The 15,063-nt window shown below is 73.1% G+C and carries 15 protein-coding genes; 10 read left to right on the forward strand and 5 right to left on the reverse strand.

What is annotated here, in order from left to right; translation table 11 throughout:
* Positions 1 to 91 precede the first annotated feature (91 nt).
* Entirely contained in the window at positions 92 to 910 is an 819-nt protein-coding gene (locus ACQPYA_RS08660; protein ID WP_433532103.1) for an inositol monophosphatase family protein, read from the forward strand.
* A 130-nt stretch (positions 911 to 1,040) separates the two neighbouring features.
* Here the strand turns inward: ACQPYA_RS08660 and ACQPYA_RS08665 are convergent, their stop codons facing one another.
* Complete coding sequence (locus ACQPYA_RS08665; protein WP_433533432.1) at positions 1,041 to 1,556, reverse strand: LytR C-terminal domain-containing protein; 516 nt, start codon at positions 1,554 to 1,556, stop codon at positions 1,041 to 1,043.
* 431 nt (positions 1,557 to 1,987) lie between these two features.
* On the opposite strand from ACQPYA_RS08665, the gene ACQPYA_RS08670 reads away from it, so the two are divergent.
* Both ACQPYA_RS08670 and ACQPYA_RS08675 read left to right on the forward strand, forming a co-directional pair.
* Positions 1,988 to 2,284: a DUF4193 domain-containing protein gene (locus ACQPYA_RS08670; protein WP_007075406.1), complete on the forward strand. Its 297-nt coding sequence runs from the start codon at positions 1,988 to 1,990 to the stop codon at positions 2,282 to 2,284.
* 224 nt (positions 2,285 to 2,508) lie between these two features.
* Complete coding sequence (locus ACQPYA_RS08675) at positions 2,509 to 3,360, forward strand: hypothetical protein (RefSeq protein WP_433532104.1); 852 nt, start codon at positions 2,509 to 2,511, stop codon at positions 3,358 to 3,360.
* A 24-nt stretch (positions 3,361 to 3,384) separates the two neighbouring features.
* On the opposite strand, the gene ACQPYA_RS08680 is transcribed toward ACQPYA_RS08675, so the two are convergent.
* Complete coding sequence (locus ACQPYA_RS08680; RefSeq protein ID WP_433533433.1) at positions 3,385 to 3,885, reverse strand: DUF3093 domain-containing protein; 501 nt, start codon at positions 3,883 to 3,885, stop codon at positions 3,385 to 3,387.
* Positions 3,886 to 3,961: 76 nt separating this feature from the next.
* Here ACQPYA_RS08680 and dut point away from each other — a divergent pair, with 76 nt between their 5' ends.
* The 4 genes from dut to ACQPYA_RS08700 all read left to right on the forward strand — a co-directional run bounded on the left by dut (position 3,962) and on the right by ACQPYA_RS08700 (position 6,440).
* Complete coding sequence (dut, locus tag ACQPYA_RS08685; protein WP_433532105.1) at positions 3,962 to 4,492, forward strand: dUTP diphosphatase; 531 nt, start codon at positions 3,962 to 3,964, stop codon at positions 4,490 to 4,492.
* Complete coding sequence (locus ACQPYA_RS08690) at positions 4,489 to 5,142, forward strand: DUF3710 domain-containing protein (protein WP_433532106.1); 654 nt, start codon at positions 4,489 to 4,491, stop codon at positions 5,140 to 5,142. The genes dut and ACQPYA_RS08690 overlap by 4 nt, the downstream gene beginning before the upstream one ends.
* Before the next feature lie 127 nt (positions 5,143 to 5,269).
* Entirely contained in the window at positions 5,270 to 5,650 is a 381-nt protein-coding gene (locus tag ACQPYA_RS08695) for an OB-fold nucleic acid binding domain-containing protein (protein ID WP_433532107.1), read from the forward strand.
* 73 nt (positions 5,651 to 5,723) lie between these two features.
* Positions 5,724 to 6,440, forward strand: a complete 717-nt coding sequence (locus tag ACQPYA_RS08700) for a DUF3159 domain-containing protein (RefSeq protein ID WP_433532108.1) — start codon at positions 5,724 to 5,726, stop codon at positions 6,438 to 6,440.
* Positions 6,441 to 6,443: 3 nt separating this feature from the next.
* Here the strand turns inward: ACQPYA_RS08700 and ACQPYA_RS08705 are convergent, their stop codons facing one another.
* Both ACQPYA_RS08705 and ACQPYA_RS08710 read right to left on the reverse strand, forming a co-directional pair.
* Positions 6,444 to 7,133, reverse strand: a complete 690-nt coding sequence (locus ACQPYA_RS08705; RefSeq protein ID WP_433532109.1) for a potassium channel family protein — start codon at positions 7,131 to 7,133, stop codon at positions 6,444 to 6,446.
* A 2-nt stretch (positions 7,134 to 7,135) separates the two neighbouring features.
* Positions 7,136 to 7,798: a potassium channel family protein gene (locus ACQPYA_RS08710; protein ID WP_433532110.1), complete on the reverse strand. Its 663-nt coding sequence runs from the start codon at positions 7,796 to 7,798 to the stop codon at positions 7,136 to 7,138.
* A 166-nt stretch (positions 7,799 to 7,964) separates the two neighbouring features.
* On the opposite strand from ACQPYA_RS08710, the gene ACQPYA_RS08715 reads away from it, so the two are divergent.
* From ACQPYA_RS08715 to dxs, 3 genes are all read left to right on the forward strand, one after another.
* The gene (locus ACQPYA_RS08715; RefSeq protein ID WP_433532111.1) at positions 7,965 to 10,070 is read left to right on the forward strand and encodes an APC family permease; all 2,106 of its coding nucleotides are present in this window, start codon (positions 7,965 to 7,967) and stop codon (positions 10,068 to 10,070) included.
* On the forward strand, positions 10,067 to 11,287 hold the full coding sequence (locus tag ACQPYA_RS08720) for a class I SAM-dependent RNA methyltransferase (protein WP_433532112.1): 1,221 nt from the start codon (positions 10,067 to 10,069) through the stop codon (positions 11,285 to 11,287). Before ACQPYA_RS08715 ends, ACQPYA_RS08720 begins: the two co-directional genes overlap by 4 nt.
* Before the next feature lie 90 nt (positions 11,288 to 11,377).
* Positions 11,378 to 13,345, forward strand: coding sequence for a 1-deoxy-D-xylulose-5-phosphate synthase (dxs, locus tag ACQPYA_RS08725; protein ID WP_433532113.1), 1,968 nt, complete (start codon positions 11,378 to 11,380; stop codon positions 13,343 to 13,345).
* Between the two features lie 174 nt (positions 13,346 to 13,519).
* On the opposite strand, the gene ACQPYA_RS08730 is transcribed toward dxs, so the two are convergent.
* Positions 13,520 to 14,719 carry a hypothetical protein gene (locus tag ACQPYA_RS08730; RefSeq protein ID WP_433532114.1) on the reverse strand — a complete coding sequence of 400 codons (1,200 nt, stop codon included), beginning with the start codon at positions 14,717 to 14,719 and terminating at the stop codon, positions 13,520 to 13,522.
* Positions 14,720 to 15,063: the final 344 nt, after the last annotated feature.

The raw sequence follows: 15,063 nt of genomic DNA on the forward strand, positions 1-15,063 counted from the left end.
CAGGACCGCCGATTCGGTGCGCTTGTGGACTTTGTAAGGATGATACCCGCGCGGGACCGCGAAACCCGCCCGTGCGGGAAGGGGACGGACGATGGACTCGGCGCCGGCACCGCGGGAACTGCTGGAAATCGCGATCGACGTGGCGCGGGACGCGGCCGCCACCGCGTACCGGATGCGGGCCGAGGGAGTCTCGGTGGCCGCGACCAAGAGCACGGTGACCGACGTGGTGACCGCGGCGGACCGGGCGGTCGAGCGCCAGATCACCGACGCGCTGCGCCGGCTGCGGCCGGCCGACGCCGTGCTCGGCGAGGAGTACGGCGCGGCGGAACTCGGCACGGAAGCCCCGGCGCGGGTGCGCTGGATCGTCGACCCGATCGACGGCACGGTGAACTACCTGTACGGGCTGCCGCATTGTGGCGTGTCGATCGCCGCGGAGGTGGACGGCGAGGTGGTGGCGGGTGTGGTCCGCAACATCCAGACCGGCGAGGAGTGGACCGCGAGCGTCGGCGAGGGCGCCTGGCGCGACGGGCGGCGGCTGCGCTGCTCGACCGAGACGGACCTCGGCCAGGCGCTGGTGGTCACCGGATTCGGCTACGACCCGGCCCGCCGCGCGCACCAGGCCCGGGTGGTGGCCGAGTTGATCACACAGGTACGGGACATCCGCCGGCTCGGTGCGGCCGCCATCGACCTCTGCCTGGTCGCCGAGGGGCGGGCCGACGCCTACTACGAGAAGGGGCTGGCGGCCTGGGACCAGGCCGCCGGTGCGCTGGTGGCCACCGAGGCCGGCCTGCTGATCGGCGGGCTCGAAGGGCTGACGCCCGGACCGGACATGGTCATCGCCGCGCCGCCGGCGCTCTTCGGACCCCTGCACGACCGTCTGGCCGCGCTGGACGCCTCCGGCGGCCCCTGAGCCGGCCGGGTGATCGCGGCTCCGGCCGGTCGTCGGCCCAGATCGACCCGTCCGGTCAACTCGGCAACCGGCCGGACGGGCGATCCGATCGAGGTCGGCCAGCCGGTCCCGCCCGGTGGCCGGCAGTTTCTCAGTCGTCGGCCGCGATCGGGCAGGAACCCGGCGGGGCGACCGGCGCACCGAGGTCACCGAGGGACTGGTTGACCTCGGTGGTGGTGGCCAACTGCTGGAAGCTGTTGCCGAGCGTCACCTTGACGACGTCGGTGGTGATCTTCGGGTCGTACTCGTGGTCGGCGGCGTTCAGGAAGTACGCCCGCAGCAGGTGCGCCGCGCCCACGCCCTTCGGGCCGTAGCGCAGCACCGCCACGTCGTCGATCTGCTTCTTCGCGGTGCTTTCCTTCTCCACCTGGAAGTTGCGGTTGCGGAAGTCGTCGCCGACGCTGGCCGCCAACCCGGGGCGGTCGGTGCCGTTGAGCACCTCGATCTTGACTTCCTTGGCTTCGCGCAGGGTGACGTCGGCGCGCGGCCAGTCATCGGGGCAACCCTCGCCCGGACCGGCGTTACTCTGGGTGTCCCGCACCATGGCGACGATCACGAAGACCAGGGCGACCACGGCCAGCATGCCAACGACAACGAGTGCTCGCACTCGCGCAAAGCTCATCTGGGCGCTCCCGGGCAGTGGTGGGTGGCGGCGGCCGCCGACGGCCGGGCCGTCCCGCCGGCCGTCGGGTACGCCGCTGAGGTTAACGGTTGTCCGACCGTCGCGTGGAAACAGTCCGACATGCCGGCGCGGCATCCGAGAACCGGGTAGTACTACCCCTATCTTCGTGTCGCCTGAGTCACATTGGGAACAACTTCCCGTGCAGGGGCGTACATCTCAGCCACGAGGGCGGTATACATGCCTCGCCCAAAGGGGGGGTAGGGTTCCGCGCTCGCCGGGAGAGTTTCCTCCGGCGGTCTGGCCCGAGCGGTCGGGTCAGGTGGCCGACACTAGCGGTGGCCGGCCAGCGGAACCGAAACAGCGTCGTCCGGCGTTACAACCGGAAGCGACAACATCGAAATGGGAGAGTGAAACCGATGGCCACCGACTACGACGCCCCGCGCCGCGACGAGGTCGACCTCGGCGAGGACAGCCTGGAAGAGCTCAAGGCCCGGCGTGTCGACTCGCAGTCGGGCGCCGTGGACGTCGACGAGGCAGAAGTGGCTGAGAGCTTCGAGCTGCCCGGCGCCGACCTGGCCGACGAGGAGCTCACGGTCAAGGTGCTGCCGATGCAGCAGGACGAGTTCCGCTGCGCCCGCTGCTTCCTGGTGCACCATCGCAGCCAGTTGGCGGTCGAGCGGAACGGCGAGCTGATCTGCCGCGAGTGCGTCTGAACGACGAGAGGACGACGCGACCACAGCGGCGGCTCCCCAGCGGGGCCGCCGCTGTCCGGCTCGGCGAGCGCCGCGCGCGGCGACCTGGTTGACTCGTGAGGCATGGCGGCCGCGCCGGCGGCCGTCGAGCCGGAAGGTCAGGTCATGAGTGAGCGGCAGCGAGCGAATCATCGGTGCGGTGCGCTGGTGCCTCGTGACGGCACGGAGCGAAGCGGAGTGCCGGCATGAGCGAGCCAGGTGAGCGTGCGGACGAGCTGGACGCGACGATCGTGGCGCTGACCGCCGACGACATCGAGCCGGCGAAACGGCGTCAGCTGCTCGGTCGGCTGGTCGCCCAGGCCCGGGCCCGGGGGATCGGCGACCTGTTCAAACCGAGGGCGGCGCTGCGCTGGATGGTCGACACGGTCGCCGAGATCGCGCCCCACGTGCCGGTCCGTGACCTGGCCACGCTGCGCCGGCACTTTCCCGGCCTGGACGGCGAGGAGTTGGCCGACCGGCTGGTGCGCAACGCCTCGCGGGCGACCGCGGGAATCGGCGCGGCCGGGGGCGGCGCCTCCGCGGTGCAGTGGACGGTCGCGCCGAGCCTGCTCTCCGCGCCCGTCCTGCTCGCCGCCGAGACGGTCTCCGTGGTGGCGATCGAGCTGAAGCTGACCGGTGAACTGCACGAGGTGTACGGCGTACCGCTGCCGGCCGGCGGCACCCAGCGGACGGTGGCCTTGGTGCATGCCTGGGCCAACCAGCGCGGGATCAACCCGATGATGCCCGGCGTGGGGGTCGGCGCTGTGCTCGGCACGGCCGCCCGCCACGAGCTGCGGGACACCCTGCTCCGGCGCTTCGGCCGTAACCTGACCACGCTGGGGCCGTTCCTCACCGGCGCCGCGGTGGCGAGCTACCTGAACCGGCGGGCCACCCGCACGTTGGCCGACCAGCTCCGCACCGACCTGTGCCGGCAGCGGCGCGGCCTGCCCGGTGCCCCGCCGGCCCGGCCCGGCCCGTTCCCCGCGCTGCCCGGTGACCCACCGGCCCGGCCCGTCCCGCCACCCGCGCTGCCCGGCCCGCCGCCCGGCGCGTCCTGACGATCCCGGTCCGGGCGTGCCGGATCAGCGGGCCGCGTCGCGGGCGTCGAGAATGGCCTCGGCCAGCTTGACCGGGCGCCGGGAGCTGACCACCCAGAACGGGGTGGGGTCGGCCGGGTCGTCGAGGACGACCTGGACCGCGCCGGAGATCCACGGGCGCTGGACGACGAACGCCAGCGGATCGGCGCCGACGCCGAGCACCTCACGTCGCCCGTCGGCATCCAGCGGGATGACGTCGGCGACGAACCGCACCGGCAGCCGGGCGTCGTCCACCCGCAGCTCGCCACCGGTCACCGCGACCCGGATCCGGCTCAGCCAGGCCATCGAGGCGACCGCGGCCGGCAGTAGCACCGCGAACGGCAGCCAGGCCCGTACGCCGACCCCGCCCATCCACACCTCGACGGCGAGCAGGGCGGCGGCGGCCAGTCCCGCCGGCCACAGCCACCAGGGCAGCCGGAGCCGTTCGGCGTACGCCGGGGTCGCCGTGGTGGACGAGGGTGCCGGTGACTGGCTCACTCGTAGCAGGGTACGGCGCGGGGCCGCCCGGGTACCGGGCAGGATGGCAGGGTCACCCCAGCGGAACGGACGAAAGAGGGAAACCGTGACCGACCTGGTGCCCGTGCCGGTCCGGCAGCTCGACCCCGAGCTGCCGCTGCCGGCGTACGCCCATCCCGGTGACGCCGGTGCCGACCTGATGGCGGCCACCGACGTCGAGTTGCCGCCCGGCGGTCGGGCGCTGGTGCCGACCGGCGTGGCGATCGCGTTGCCCGAGGGGTACGTGGGTCTGGTCCACCCCCGATCGGGGCTCGCGGCCAGACTCGGCGTGACGGTGCTCAACGCGCCCGGTACGGTCGACGCCGGCTACCGGGGTGAGATCCTGGTCAACCTGATCAACCATGATCGAACCGCGCCGGTGAAGATCTCTCGGGGCGACCGGATCGCGCAACTCGTCGTGCAGCGGGTGGAACGAGCGGCCTTCCAGCCGGTGGCCGAGCTGCCGGCCTCCGGACGCGGGACCGGTGGGCACGGCTCCACCGGCGGGCACGCCGGGCTGGTACCGCCGCCGGCGACGGACGGCGCGGACGGAAGAGGTGGCACGGTGAGTGTGAACAGCGGAGGGTGGACCCAGTGATCTTCTCCCGAAAGCGGGCCGCGGGTCGGCACGCCCGTGACGAGCGGGCCGCCGACGTGCCCGAGGGCGCCGAGACGCCCCCGGCGGAGCCGGCGCGCGGGCCGTACGACGTCACCGAGGCGCCGGACGGGGTGCAGCGGCTCGACCTGGGCAGCCTACAGATCCCGGCGGTGCCCGACGTCGAGGTGCGGGTGCAGGCCGACCAGCAGGGTGTGATCCAGCAGGTCGTGCTGGTGCACGGGCAGAGCGCCCTGCAACTCGGCGTCTTCGCCGCCCCGCGCTCCGAGGGCATCTGGGACGAGGTGCGCGAGGAGATCCGCCAGTCGCTGTTCAAGGATGGCGCCGCCGCGCAGGAGGTGGCCGGCGAGTACGGCGCCGAGCTGCACGCCCGGGTGCGTACCGACGATGGCCTGACCGACCTGCGGTTCGTCGGTGTCGACGGGCCGCGGTGGATGGTCCGCGCGGTGTACCAGGGCGAGGCGGCCACCAACCCGGCCGCCGCCGGCCCGCTGGCCCAGTGCCTGGACGGGCTGGTCGTCGACCGGGGCGGGGAGGCCAAGCCGGTGCGTGAGCCCTTGCCGCTGCGCCTGCCCCGCGAGGCGGGGGAGGCCGGCCAGGTCGAGGCCGCGCCGACGCCCGGTGCCCGCTGAGCAACCCTCGCCGCAGCTCCGGAACGGCCCCGATCGGCGTACGCTGGCGGGCGCCGTTCCGGCGTTGCCGGAGCGGCTTCGGGTGCTGGTCCCAGCCGGTCGGTGTGGAGAGGGTGACGCGGAGGTCATGACGGCCGACGAGAGCCGGGGTTCGCTGCGGCGGATGCTGCACCGGCTCACCGCGAGCGAGGCCGAGATCGAGGCGCAGCAGCTGCAACAGGAGAGCGCCCGGTGCGGTGCGGTGCCGGTGCTGGAGTGCGCCCGGGGGCAGGTGGCCTCGGTCAGCGGGCGGCTGCGTACCGTCGTCTACACGCCGCGGACCAACCTCCCGGCCCTGGAGGCGGAGCTCTACGACGGCAGCGATGTCGTGACGCTGGTCTGGCTCGGGCGTCGGCACATCACCGGCATCGAGCCGGGGCGGCACCTGAGCGCCAGGGGGCGGGTCGCGGTCCGGGACGACCGCAAGGTGATCTACAACCCGTACTACGAGCTGGAGCCGTCGAAGTGAGCCTGCGGAGGCGGCGGATGACAGACTGTCGGGAAACCCGCGCGGGTTCCCGACAGTCGCTGAGAGGCGGGCGATGACCACAGGACAGCACCCGGCAACCCAGCCGGAGACCGGGCCGGAGGAGGAGCCGCTGCCCAGCCTCGCCGAGCAGATGGCCGACCAGCTCGGCGGCTGGCGGGGGCTGGTCGAGTCCAGCATCCCGGTGGTGGTCTTCGTGGTCGCCAACATCCTCGGCGAGTTGCGTCCCGCGGTGATCGCGTCGGTGGCCGTGGCGCTGCTCATCGGTGGGCTGCGGCTGGCCCAGCGCCGGCCGGTGCGGCACGCGGTCAACGGGCTCTTCGGCATCGCCATCGGCGCCGCCATCGCCTGGCGCACCGGCGCCGCCCGCGACTTCTACCTCCCCGGGATCCTCTACGGCATCGGCTACGGGCTGGCGCTGCTGGTCTCGGCGATGATCCGGCAGCCGCTGGTCGGCTGGATCTGGTCGGTGCTGGCGGCGAAGGGCAGCTCGGAGTGGCGGGACGACCCGAAGTTGGTGCGTACCTTCACCCGGTTGACCGTGCTGTGGGGAGTGGTCTGGCTGGCCAAGGTCGGCGCGCAGGGAGCGATCTACCTGGCGGCCCGGCGCTTCGACCAGCTCGGCAACGCGGCCGCCGCCGCCGACATGGAGACCGCGCTCGGTGTCGCCCGGCTGGCGCTGGGCTATCCGCCGTACGTGGTGCTGCTGCTGATCACGGTCTGGACGGTACGCCGGGTCACCCGGCAACCGGAGCCGCTGCCCGGCAGCTGAGGCTCACCGCGCCTCGCGGTTGCGCTCGACGCTGGCCGGGCCGAGCACCACCTCCCGTACGGCGTCCTCCACCTCGACCGTGCAGACGAAGATCAGCTCGTCGCCGGCCTCGATCGGGTCGTCCCGGCTGGGCACCAGCACCCGCTTGCCACGCAGGATCGCCACCAGCGCGGCGTCCCGGGGCAGCGGCACCGCGTGCAGCGGCTGCCCGACGTACGGCGCGGTCGGCGGCAACGTGATCTCGACCAGGTTGGCCTCGCCCTGCCGGAAGGTCATCAGGCGGACCAGGTCGCCGACCGTGACGGCCTCCTCGACCAGCGCGGCCATCACCCGTGGCGTGCTGACCGCCACGTCCACGCCCCACAGCTCGGTGAAGAGCCACTCGTTCTCGGCCCGGTTGATCCGGGCGACCACCCGGGGCACCGCGAACTCGGTCTTGGCCAGCAGCGAGACCACGAGGTTGACCTTGTCGTCGCCGGTGGCCGCGACCACCACGTCGCAGCCGGCGAGGTCGGCCTCCTCCAGGCTGGTCAGCTCGCACGCGTCGGCCAGCAACCATTCCGCCTCCGGTACCCGCTCGGGCCGTAGCTTCCGCGGCTGCCGTTCGATCAGCAACACCTGGTGGCCGTTCTCGATCAGCTCCTGGGCGATCGAGCGGCCCACGTTGCCCGCGCCGGCGATGGCGACCCGCATGATCACTGCCCTCCGTCCGGCGCCGCCGCCAGCCCGGTGACCGTGGCCACCATGTCGTCGGTGACCAGCATGAAAACCTGGTCGCCCTCCTGTACCACGCTGGAGGCGGTGGTCAGCGTGCCGATCCCGAAGCGGATCAGGTACGCCACCCGGGCCCCGGTCCCCTCCTCCAGGGCCTGCACCGGGCGGCCGATCCAGTCCCTGTGCACCGGCACCTCGATGATCGAGACGGTGCTCGTCTGGTCGCGGAAGATCTCCACGTTGCCTTCCGGCAGCAGGTGCCGCAGCATCCGGTCGGCGGTCCATCGGACGGTGGCCACGGTGGGGATGCCCAGCCGCTCGAAGACCTGCGCCCGGCGCTGGTCGTAGATGCGGGCCGCCACCCGGGGCACGCCGAACGTCTCGCGGGCCAGCCGGGCCGAGATGATGTTGGAGTTGTCGCCGCTGGAGACGGCGGCGAAGGCGTCCGCCCGCTCGATGCCGGCCTGGCGGAGCACGTCGCCGTCGAAACCGGCCCCGGTGACCATGACGCCGGTGAAATCGGGCCCCAGCCGGCGGAAGGCGTCCGCGTCGTGGTCGATGACCGCCACCGAGTGCCCTCGGGACTCCAGGCTGTGGGCCAGCGTCGAGCCGACCCGGCCGCATCCCATGATCACGACATGCACGCTGCCTCCCACGGTGCGTACCGCTGCGCATCGTCGCCTGCGAGCCTGCCACGCCGCGGCTCCGAGCGCGGACCGACGCTACTCCGGCGGCCCGGCCGGCCATGCACCGACCCGCGGCCGGCCACCCCCGGCGCGGTCGCTGGCGGTGGTCGTACGCTGTGCGGTTGTGGCCCGATCCACCTCCCTGCTGAAGCGGCTGCTGGTCGGTCGACCGTTCCGGTCCGACCGCCTCAAGCACACCCTCCTGCCGAAGCGCATCGCCCTGCCCGTCTTCGCGTCCGACGCGCTGTCCAGCGTGGCGTACGCGCCGGACGAGATCCTGTTGATGCTCTCCATCGCGGGCGCCTCGGCCTTCGTCTTCTCGCCGTGGGTCGCCCTCGCCGTCGTCGTGGTGATGTTGACGGTGGTGGCCAGCTACCGGCAGAACGTGCACGCCTACCCCTCCGGCGGCGGCGACTACGAGGTGGCCACGGTCAACCTCGGTCCCCGCTTCGGTGTCGGGGTGGCCAGCGCGCTGCTGGTCGACTACGTGCTGACGGTCGCGGTGTCGGTCTCCTCCGGGGTGGCGAACCTCGGCTCGGTGATCCCGTTCGTGGCGGAACACAAGGTGCTCGTCGCGGTCAGCGCCGTGATCCTGCTGACCGCGGTCAACCTGCGTGGCCTCAGGGATTCGGGTACGGCGTTCGCCATCCCCACCTACGGCTTCATGATCGTCATCATCGGCATGATCCTCACCGGGTTGGTCCGGATCGTCGTGCTCGGCGAGGACCTGCGCGCGCCCAGCGCCGACCTGGTCATCGCCGCGGAGTGGCACGACACCACCGGCTGGGCGATGGCGTTCCTGCTGCTGCGCAGCTTCTCCTCCGGCTGCGCCGCGCTGACCGGGGTGGAGGCGATCTCCAACGGGGTGCCGGCGTTCAAGGCGCCCAAGAGCCGCAACGCCGCCACCACCCTGCTGCTGCTCGGCCTGGTCGCGGTGACCATGCTGGTCGGCATCGTCTGGCTGGCCCGGCTCACCGGGTTGCAGTTCGTCGAGGACCCGCGCCAGCAGATCGTCGCCGGCCCGGCGGGGTACGTGCAGAAGACGGTCACCGCCCAGCTCGGCGAGACGATCTTCGGCTCCGGCTCGGTGCTGCTGTACGTGGTCGTCGGGGTGACCGCCATGATCCTCTTCGTGGCCGCCAATACGGCGTTCACCGGCTTCCCGGTCCTCGGCTCGATCCTCGCCCAGGACCGCCACCTGCCCCGGCAACTGCACACCCGCGGCGACCGGCTCGCCTTCTCCAACGGCATCCTCTTCCTGGCCGTCTTCGCGATCGTGCTGATCGCCGGCTTCCAGGCCGAGGTGACCAAGCTCATCCAGCTCTACATCGTGGGTGTCTTCGTCTCGTTCACGTTCTCCCAGGCCGGCATGATCCGGCACTGGAACCGGCACCTGCGTACCGAGCGGGATCCCCGGATCCGCCGCCGGATGATCCGCTCCCGGGCCATCAACGCCTTCGGCATGGCGATGACCGGGGCGGTGCTGCTCATCGTGCTGGTCACCAAGTTCCTGCTCGGTGCCTGGATCGCCATCGTCGCGATGGGCGTGATCTACCTGCTGATGCTGGCCATCCGCCGGCACTACGACCGGGTCGCCGTCGAGCTGACCCCGGACGACGGCCGGCCGGTGCTGCCCGCCCGCAACCACGCGATCGTGCTGGTCAGCAAGCTGCACCAGCCGACCCTGCGGGCGGTGGCGTACGCGCGGGCCACCCGGCCGGACACGCTCACCGCGGTGACCGTCAACGTGGACGACGACGACACCCGGCGACTACAGGCCGACTGGGAGCGGCGGGACGTGCCGATCCCGCTGACCGTGATCGACTCGCCGTACCGGGAGATCACCCGCCCGATCCTGAACTATGTGGCCGGCGTCCGCCGGGATTCGCCGCGCGACGTGGTCACCGTCTTCATCCCGGAGTACGTCGTCGGACGCTGGTGGGAGAACCTGTTGCACAACCAGAGCGCGCTGCGGCTGAAGGGCCGGCTGCTCTTCGAGCCCGGGGTGATGGTGACCAGCGTGCCGTGGCAGCTCGCCTCGACCGCCGGAAAGGATCTCGACCGGATGGACGCCACGCTGGGCCGGGGGCCGGTCCGGGGGCCCCGGGTCGCGCCGCGCAGCACCCTGCCACCGAGCGCTCCTCCGGCGGGCGCTCCGCCGGTGGGCGCTCCGCCGGGGGTCCGCACCCCGCCCGGAGAGGGCCGGCCGCCGCGGGGTGAGGCGCGGTGAGCGGGTTGGAGGAGGCCGAACGGGTCGAGCTGACCGTGGCCGCGGTGGCCCCCGGCGGGCACTGCGTGGCCCGGGTGGACGGCCAGGTGGTCTTCGTCCGGCACGCCCTGCCCGGCGAGCGGGTGGTGGCCGAGGTGACCGAGGTGCACCGGGGCTTCGTCCGGGCCGACGCGGTGACCGTGCTGGAGGCCGCCCCGGACCGGGTCACCCCGCCCTGCCGGCACGCCCGGCCGGGTCGCTGCGGCGGCTGCGATCTGCAACACGTCGCCCCGGCGGCCCAGCTGCGCTGGAAGGCATCGGTCGTCCGGGAGCAGCTTACCCGGCTCGGCGGCCTCGACGAGGCCGCGTGCGACGCGCTGGACGTCCGAATCGAGGCGCTGCCGGGCGGCCCGCTGGGCTGGCGCTCCCGGGTCCGCTACGCGGTGGACGCCGCCGGCCGGGCCGGGCTGCTCAAACACCGCTCGCACGAGGTGGTGCCGGTGGAGCGCTGCCTGATCGCCCACCCGGCCATCCAGGAGCTGCCGGTGCTCACCCCGACCGGGGCCCACTGGCCGGAGGCCGACGCGGTGGAGACCGTCGCCTCGACCGGTGGGGACGTCGCGGTGACCGCACTCGCGGCCGGGCGTACCCGGATGGTGAGCGGTCCGGACCGCATCCGGGAGCGGGCCGCGGGCCGGGAGTGGTCGCTGCCCGCCTCGTCGTTCTGGCAGGTTCACCCCGCCGCGGCGGACACCCTGGTCGACGCGGTGCTGGAGCTGACCGGGCCGCGGCCGGGGGAGACGGCCTGGGATCTCTACGGCGGGGCCGGGCTGTTCGCCGCCGCGCTGGCGCAACGGGTGGGCGAGGCCGGGCGGGTGACCCTGGTCGAGGCGGCCGGTGACGGCGTCACGGCGGCCCGGGAGAACCTGCGCGACCTGCCCCGGGTGGAGGTGGTGGCGGCCCGGGTGGAGACCGCGCTGGCCCGCCGCCGGATCACCGGCCCGGTCGACGTGGTGGTGCTCGACCCGCCCCGGTCCGGGGCCGGTGCCCGGGTGGTCCGCGACGTGGTCGCCGCCGGGCCCCGTGCCGTGGCCTACGTGGCCTGCGACCCGGCCGCCTTCGCCCGGGACCTGCGGGTCTTCACCGGCCTCGGCTGGCGGCTGGCCGCGCTGCGCGGGTACGACCTCTTCCCGATGACCCGACACGTGGAGCTGGTCGGGCTGCTGCTGCCCGGCTGAGTGCTGCTGGCTTGGGTGTTAAGAAGGGGCCCCGCCTCTACCGCAGGCGTTAACAAGGGGCCCTTCCTTACACCGATAGACTTTGCGGTTATGAGTGGTGAAGAGGGCACGGCCGAGTGCGGGCGGGTGCTGGCTACGGTGCACGGTCCCCGGGACGTCAAGCGGATGTCGGCGAGCGAGCTGGACATCCTCGCCGCCGAGATTCGCGACTTCCTGATCGCGAAGGTGTCGCGTACCGGTGGGCACATCGGCCCGAATCTGGGCGTGGTGGAGCTCACGCTCGCGCTGCACCGGGTCTTCGACTCCCCGCGTGACCGGCTGCTCTTCGACACCGGCCACCAGGCGTACGTTCACAAGATCGTCACCGGCCGGCAGGACGGTTTCGACCAGCTCCGCCAGCGCGGTGGCCTCTCCGGCTACCCCAGCCAGGCCGAGAGCGAACACGACATCATCGAGAACTCGCACGCCTCCACCGCCCTGTCGTACGCCGACGGGCTGGCCAAGGCGTACGCGCTGCGGGGCGAGTCGCGCAGCGTGGTGGCCGTGGTCGGTGACGGGGCGCTGACCGGCGGCATGTGCTGGGAGGCGCTGAACAACATCGCCGCCGCCGGCAACCCGCTGGTCATCGTGGTCAACGACAACGGCCGGTCCTACGCGCCGACCATCGGCGGCCTCGCCGACCACCTCTCCACCCTGCGGCTGAACCCGGGGTACGAGAAGGTCCTCGACGCGGTCAAGGACGCCCTCGGCTCGACGCCGCTGGTCGGCAAGCCGATGTACGAGGTGCTGCACGCGGTCAAGAAGGGCATCAAGGACGCGGTCGCGCCGCAGGCGATGTTCGAGGACCTCGGCATCAAGTACGTCGGCCCGGTCGACGGGCACGATGTCGCCGCCGTCGAGGTGGCGCTGCGGGCGGCGAAGAACTTCGGCGGCCCGGTGATCGTGCACGCGGTCACCCGCAAGGGCTACGGCTACCGCCCCGCCGAGGAGGACGAGGCGGACTGCTTCCACGGCCCCGGCGCCTTCGACATCACCACCGGCAAGGCCACCGCCGCACCCGTGGTGAAGTGGACCCACGTCTTCGCCGACGAGCTGGTCGCGATCGCCGACGAGCGGCCCGACGTGGTCGGCATCACCGCCGCCATGGCCGAGCCGACCGGCATCGCGAAGCTGGCCCGCAAGTACCCCGAGCGCGTCTACGACGTGGGCATCGCCGAGCAGCACGCGGCCACCTCGGCGGCCGGCCTGGCGCTCGGCGGGCTGCACCCGGTGGTGGCGGTCTACGCGACCTTCCTCAACCGGGCCTTCGACCAGGTCCTGCTCGACGTGGCGATGCACAAGCTGCCGGTCACGTTCGTGCTGGACCGGGCCGGCATCACCGGCCCGGACGGGCCGAGCCACTACGGCATCTGGGACATGTCGGTCTTCGGCGTGGTGCCCGGCCTGCGGATCGCCGCGCCCCGCGACGCCGCCACCCTCCGGGAGGAGCTGCGCGAGGCGGTTGCCGTGGACGACGGCCCCACGGTCGTGCGCTTCCCGACCGGTGCGGTCGCCGCCGACCTGCCCGCGGTGCGCCGGGTCGGCACCGTCGACGTGCTGGCCGAGTCGGCGCGTACCGACGTGCTGCTGGTCGCGGTCGGCTCCTTCGGTCAGCTCGGCATGGAGGTCGCCGCCCGGGTCGCCGAGCAGGGCTACGGGGTAACCGTGGTCGACCCGCGCTGGGTCCGCCCGGTCCCGGCCGAGCTGGTCGAGTTGGCCGCCGGGCACCGCCTCGTGGTCACCGTCGAGGACGGCGTCCGGGTCGGCGGGGTCGGCGACGCCCTCGCCCAGGCCCTGCGCGACGCCGACGTGCAGGTGCCGCTACGCGACCTCGGCGTACCGGCCGGCTGGCACCCGCACGGCTCCCGCACCCAGATCCTCGCCGACCTCGGCCTGACCGCCCAGGACGTGGCCCGCGACGTCACCGGCTGGATCTCCCGCCTCGACCCCACCCCGGTCGACCCCACCCCGGTCGACCCCACCCCGGTCGACCCCACCCCCCTCACCACCTCCAACTGACCCCACCCCACCCCACCCGTGCCCTGACCGCACCCGAGCCCCATCCGTCCCGCGCGATCATGGAGTTGTGGTGGGCGTTCTGTCCCGATAGGCCCGTTATGTGGACCACCACAACTCCATGATCGGCCGGGGCGGGTGGGGCGGGGGCGGGGCGGGTGGGGGAGCGCGGGGGTGTTAGCGGCGGGGAGAGCCGGCGGAGCGGTAGTGGGTTTTTTCGTCGGCGGCGAGGCTGAAGGTCTCGTTGCGGTCGGGCAGGGGGGCCACCACCAGGCCGGGGCGGTCCACCAGGCGGGTGGTGTTCGGTGGCACCGACAGCGAGGTGTCCTTGGTGGAGCGCCAGCTCAGCACGACCAGCGGCTGCCCCGGCACCGGCAGCTCGTAGACCTGCAACGGGTTGGTCCGGTCGGCGGGGGAGAACACCACCGGGCCGCCGCCGGCGGGCCGGTAGACGACCGCGCTCATCGAGCCGTCGGCGGTCTCCCAGGTGAGCTGGTCCAGTTCGGACGGCTTGCCGCCGCCGAGGGCCACCTCGCCGAGGGTACGCACGGCCAGTTTCGCCTTCGGCCAGGACGCCGGCACCGACTGCGGGGCGTCCCGGTCGCCGATGCGCCGGGCCACGCTCCCGAACGGCGCCTCCTCGCCGGCCAGCAGGCAGGTGTCGAGGCCCGCCAGGGCCCGCTTGCCCGAGCCGCTCTCGTCGCGGACCAGCGGGTAGCGGGGATTCGCGGTGCCGATGCCGAGGTCGAGCAGCCGGTCGGCGGAGCGGCCCCGGGGCAGCGATTCGGTGGACCGCAGGGTGGCCGTCACCGTCACCGCCGCGCACCTCGGCACGTCGACCGGGGCGGTCAGACCGTCGGTGCTCGACAGGGTGCGGCCGTTCGGGCCGAGCAGCCGCCGGACCCGTTCGGAGATCAGATAGCGCCGCTTGTCGGCGGTCTGCACCGGGAGCACGTCGGAGTAGACCAGATAGCCGGGATCGGTGTACTCGGTGGCGTGGCTGACCACGTACCGGTCGCCGTCGCCGGTGAGCTGGAGCAGCCAGGAGGCGGCCTGACCGGGCACCGACGCGGCGACCAGGGCCAGCGGCGACCCGCCGACCTCGCCGGCGAAGAGGATCCCGGACGAGGGCAGGTGCACCCGGTCGTCGGCCGGCGACCGCCAGTCGCGTACCGCCTCGGTGACGGCGGCCGTCGTCGCCGCGTCCTCGACCAGCGAGCCGCGTGGCGGCCACACGGTCAGCGAGCCGTCCATGCTGTCGTAGCCGACCCGCAGGTCCCGTGGCTGGCGCTCGGCGACCGGCCCGCAGGCGGTGACGGCGACCAACAGGGCAGACAGGCCGGTGGCCGTCAAGCCGCGCCAGCGGACTGGAGCCACCTGTTACGCCCCCGATCGCATCGGTCGTCGTGTCGGTTGGCAATAGTACGAGATGTCCCGCCAATGCCTCGCGCCGCCTCACGCTGCGTCGCAGCGGACGTACACCGACCACAAGGGACGCCGCGTCGACTTTGGGGCTATTTCCCCACTCGGGTAGACTCCGCCGACTGTGACGCCTGCTGAGACCCGCGCCGCATCGCTGCCGGAATCCGACGTCGCCACGGGTTCGCCGCCCGAACCCGTCACCCTGGGTGAGAATACGCGGCGCTCCGCCGTGGCCAGCGACGCGGTCCCACCCGCCCCTGCCCCGCCCACCCCTGCCCTGCCCGCCGCCCCGGTCCCGG

It is taken from the genome of Micromonospora sp. CA-263727 (genome assembly GCF_050942455.1).
GTDB lineage: Bacteria > Actinomycetota > Actinomycetes > Mycobacteriales > Micromonosporaceae > Micromonospora.

Bases quoted from the DNA above. Each gene is read 5' to 3' on its own strand.
- ACQPYA_RS08660 (WP_433532103.1), top strand. From the start codon at position 92: ATGGACTCGGCGCCGGCACCGCGGGAACTGCTGGAAATCGCGATCGAC.
- ACQPYA_RS08670 (WP_007075406.1), top strand. From the start codon at position 1,988: ATGGCCACCGACTACGACGCCCCGCGCCGCGACGAGGTCGACCTCGGC.
- ACQPYA_RS08675 (WP_433532104.1), top strand. From the start codon at position 2,509: ATGAGCGAGCCAGGTGAGCGTGCGGACGAGCTGGACGCGACGATCGTG.
- ACQPYA_RS08695 (WP_433532107.1), top strand. From the start codon at position 5,270: ATGACGGCCGACGAGAGCCGGGGTTCGCTGCGGCGGATGCTGCACCGG.
- ACQPYA_RS08700 (WP_433532108.1), top strand. From the start codon at position 5,724: ATGACCACAGGACAGCACCCGGCAACCCAGCCGGAGACCGGGCCGGAG.
- ACQPYA_RS08705 (WP_433532109.1), bottom strand. From the start codon at position 7,133: ATGCGGGTCGCCATCGCCGGCGCGGGCAACGTGGGCCGCTCGATCGCC.
- dxs (WP_433532113.1), top strand. From the start codon at position 11,378: ATGAGTGGTGAAGAGGGCACGGCCGAGTGCGGGCGGGTGCTGGCTACG.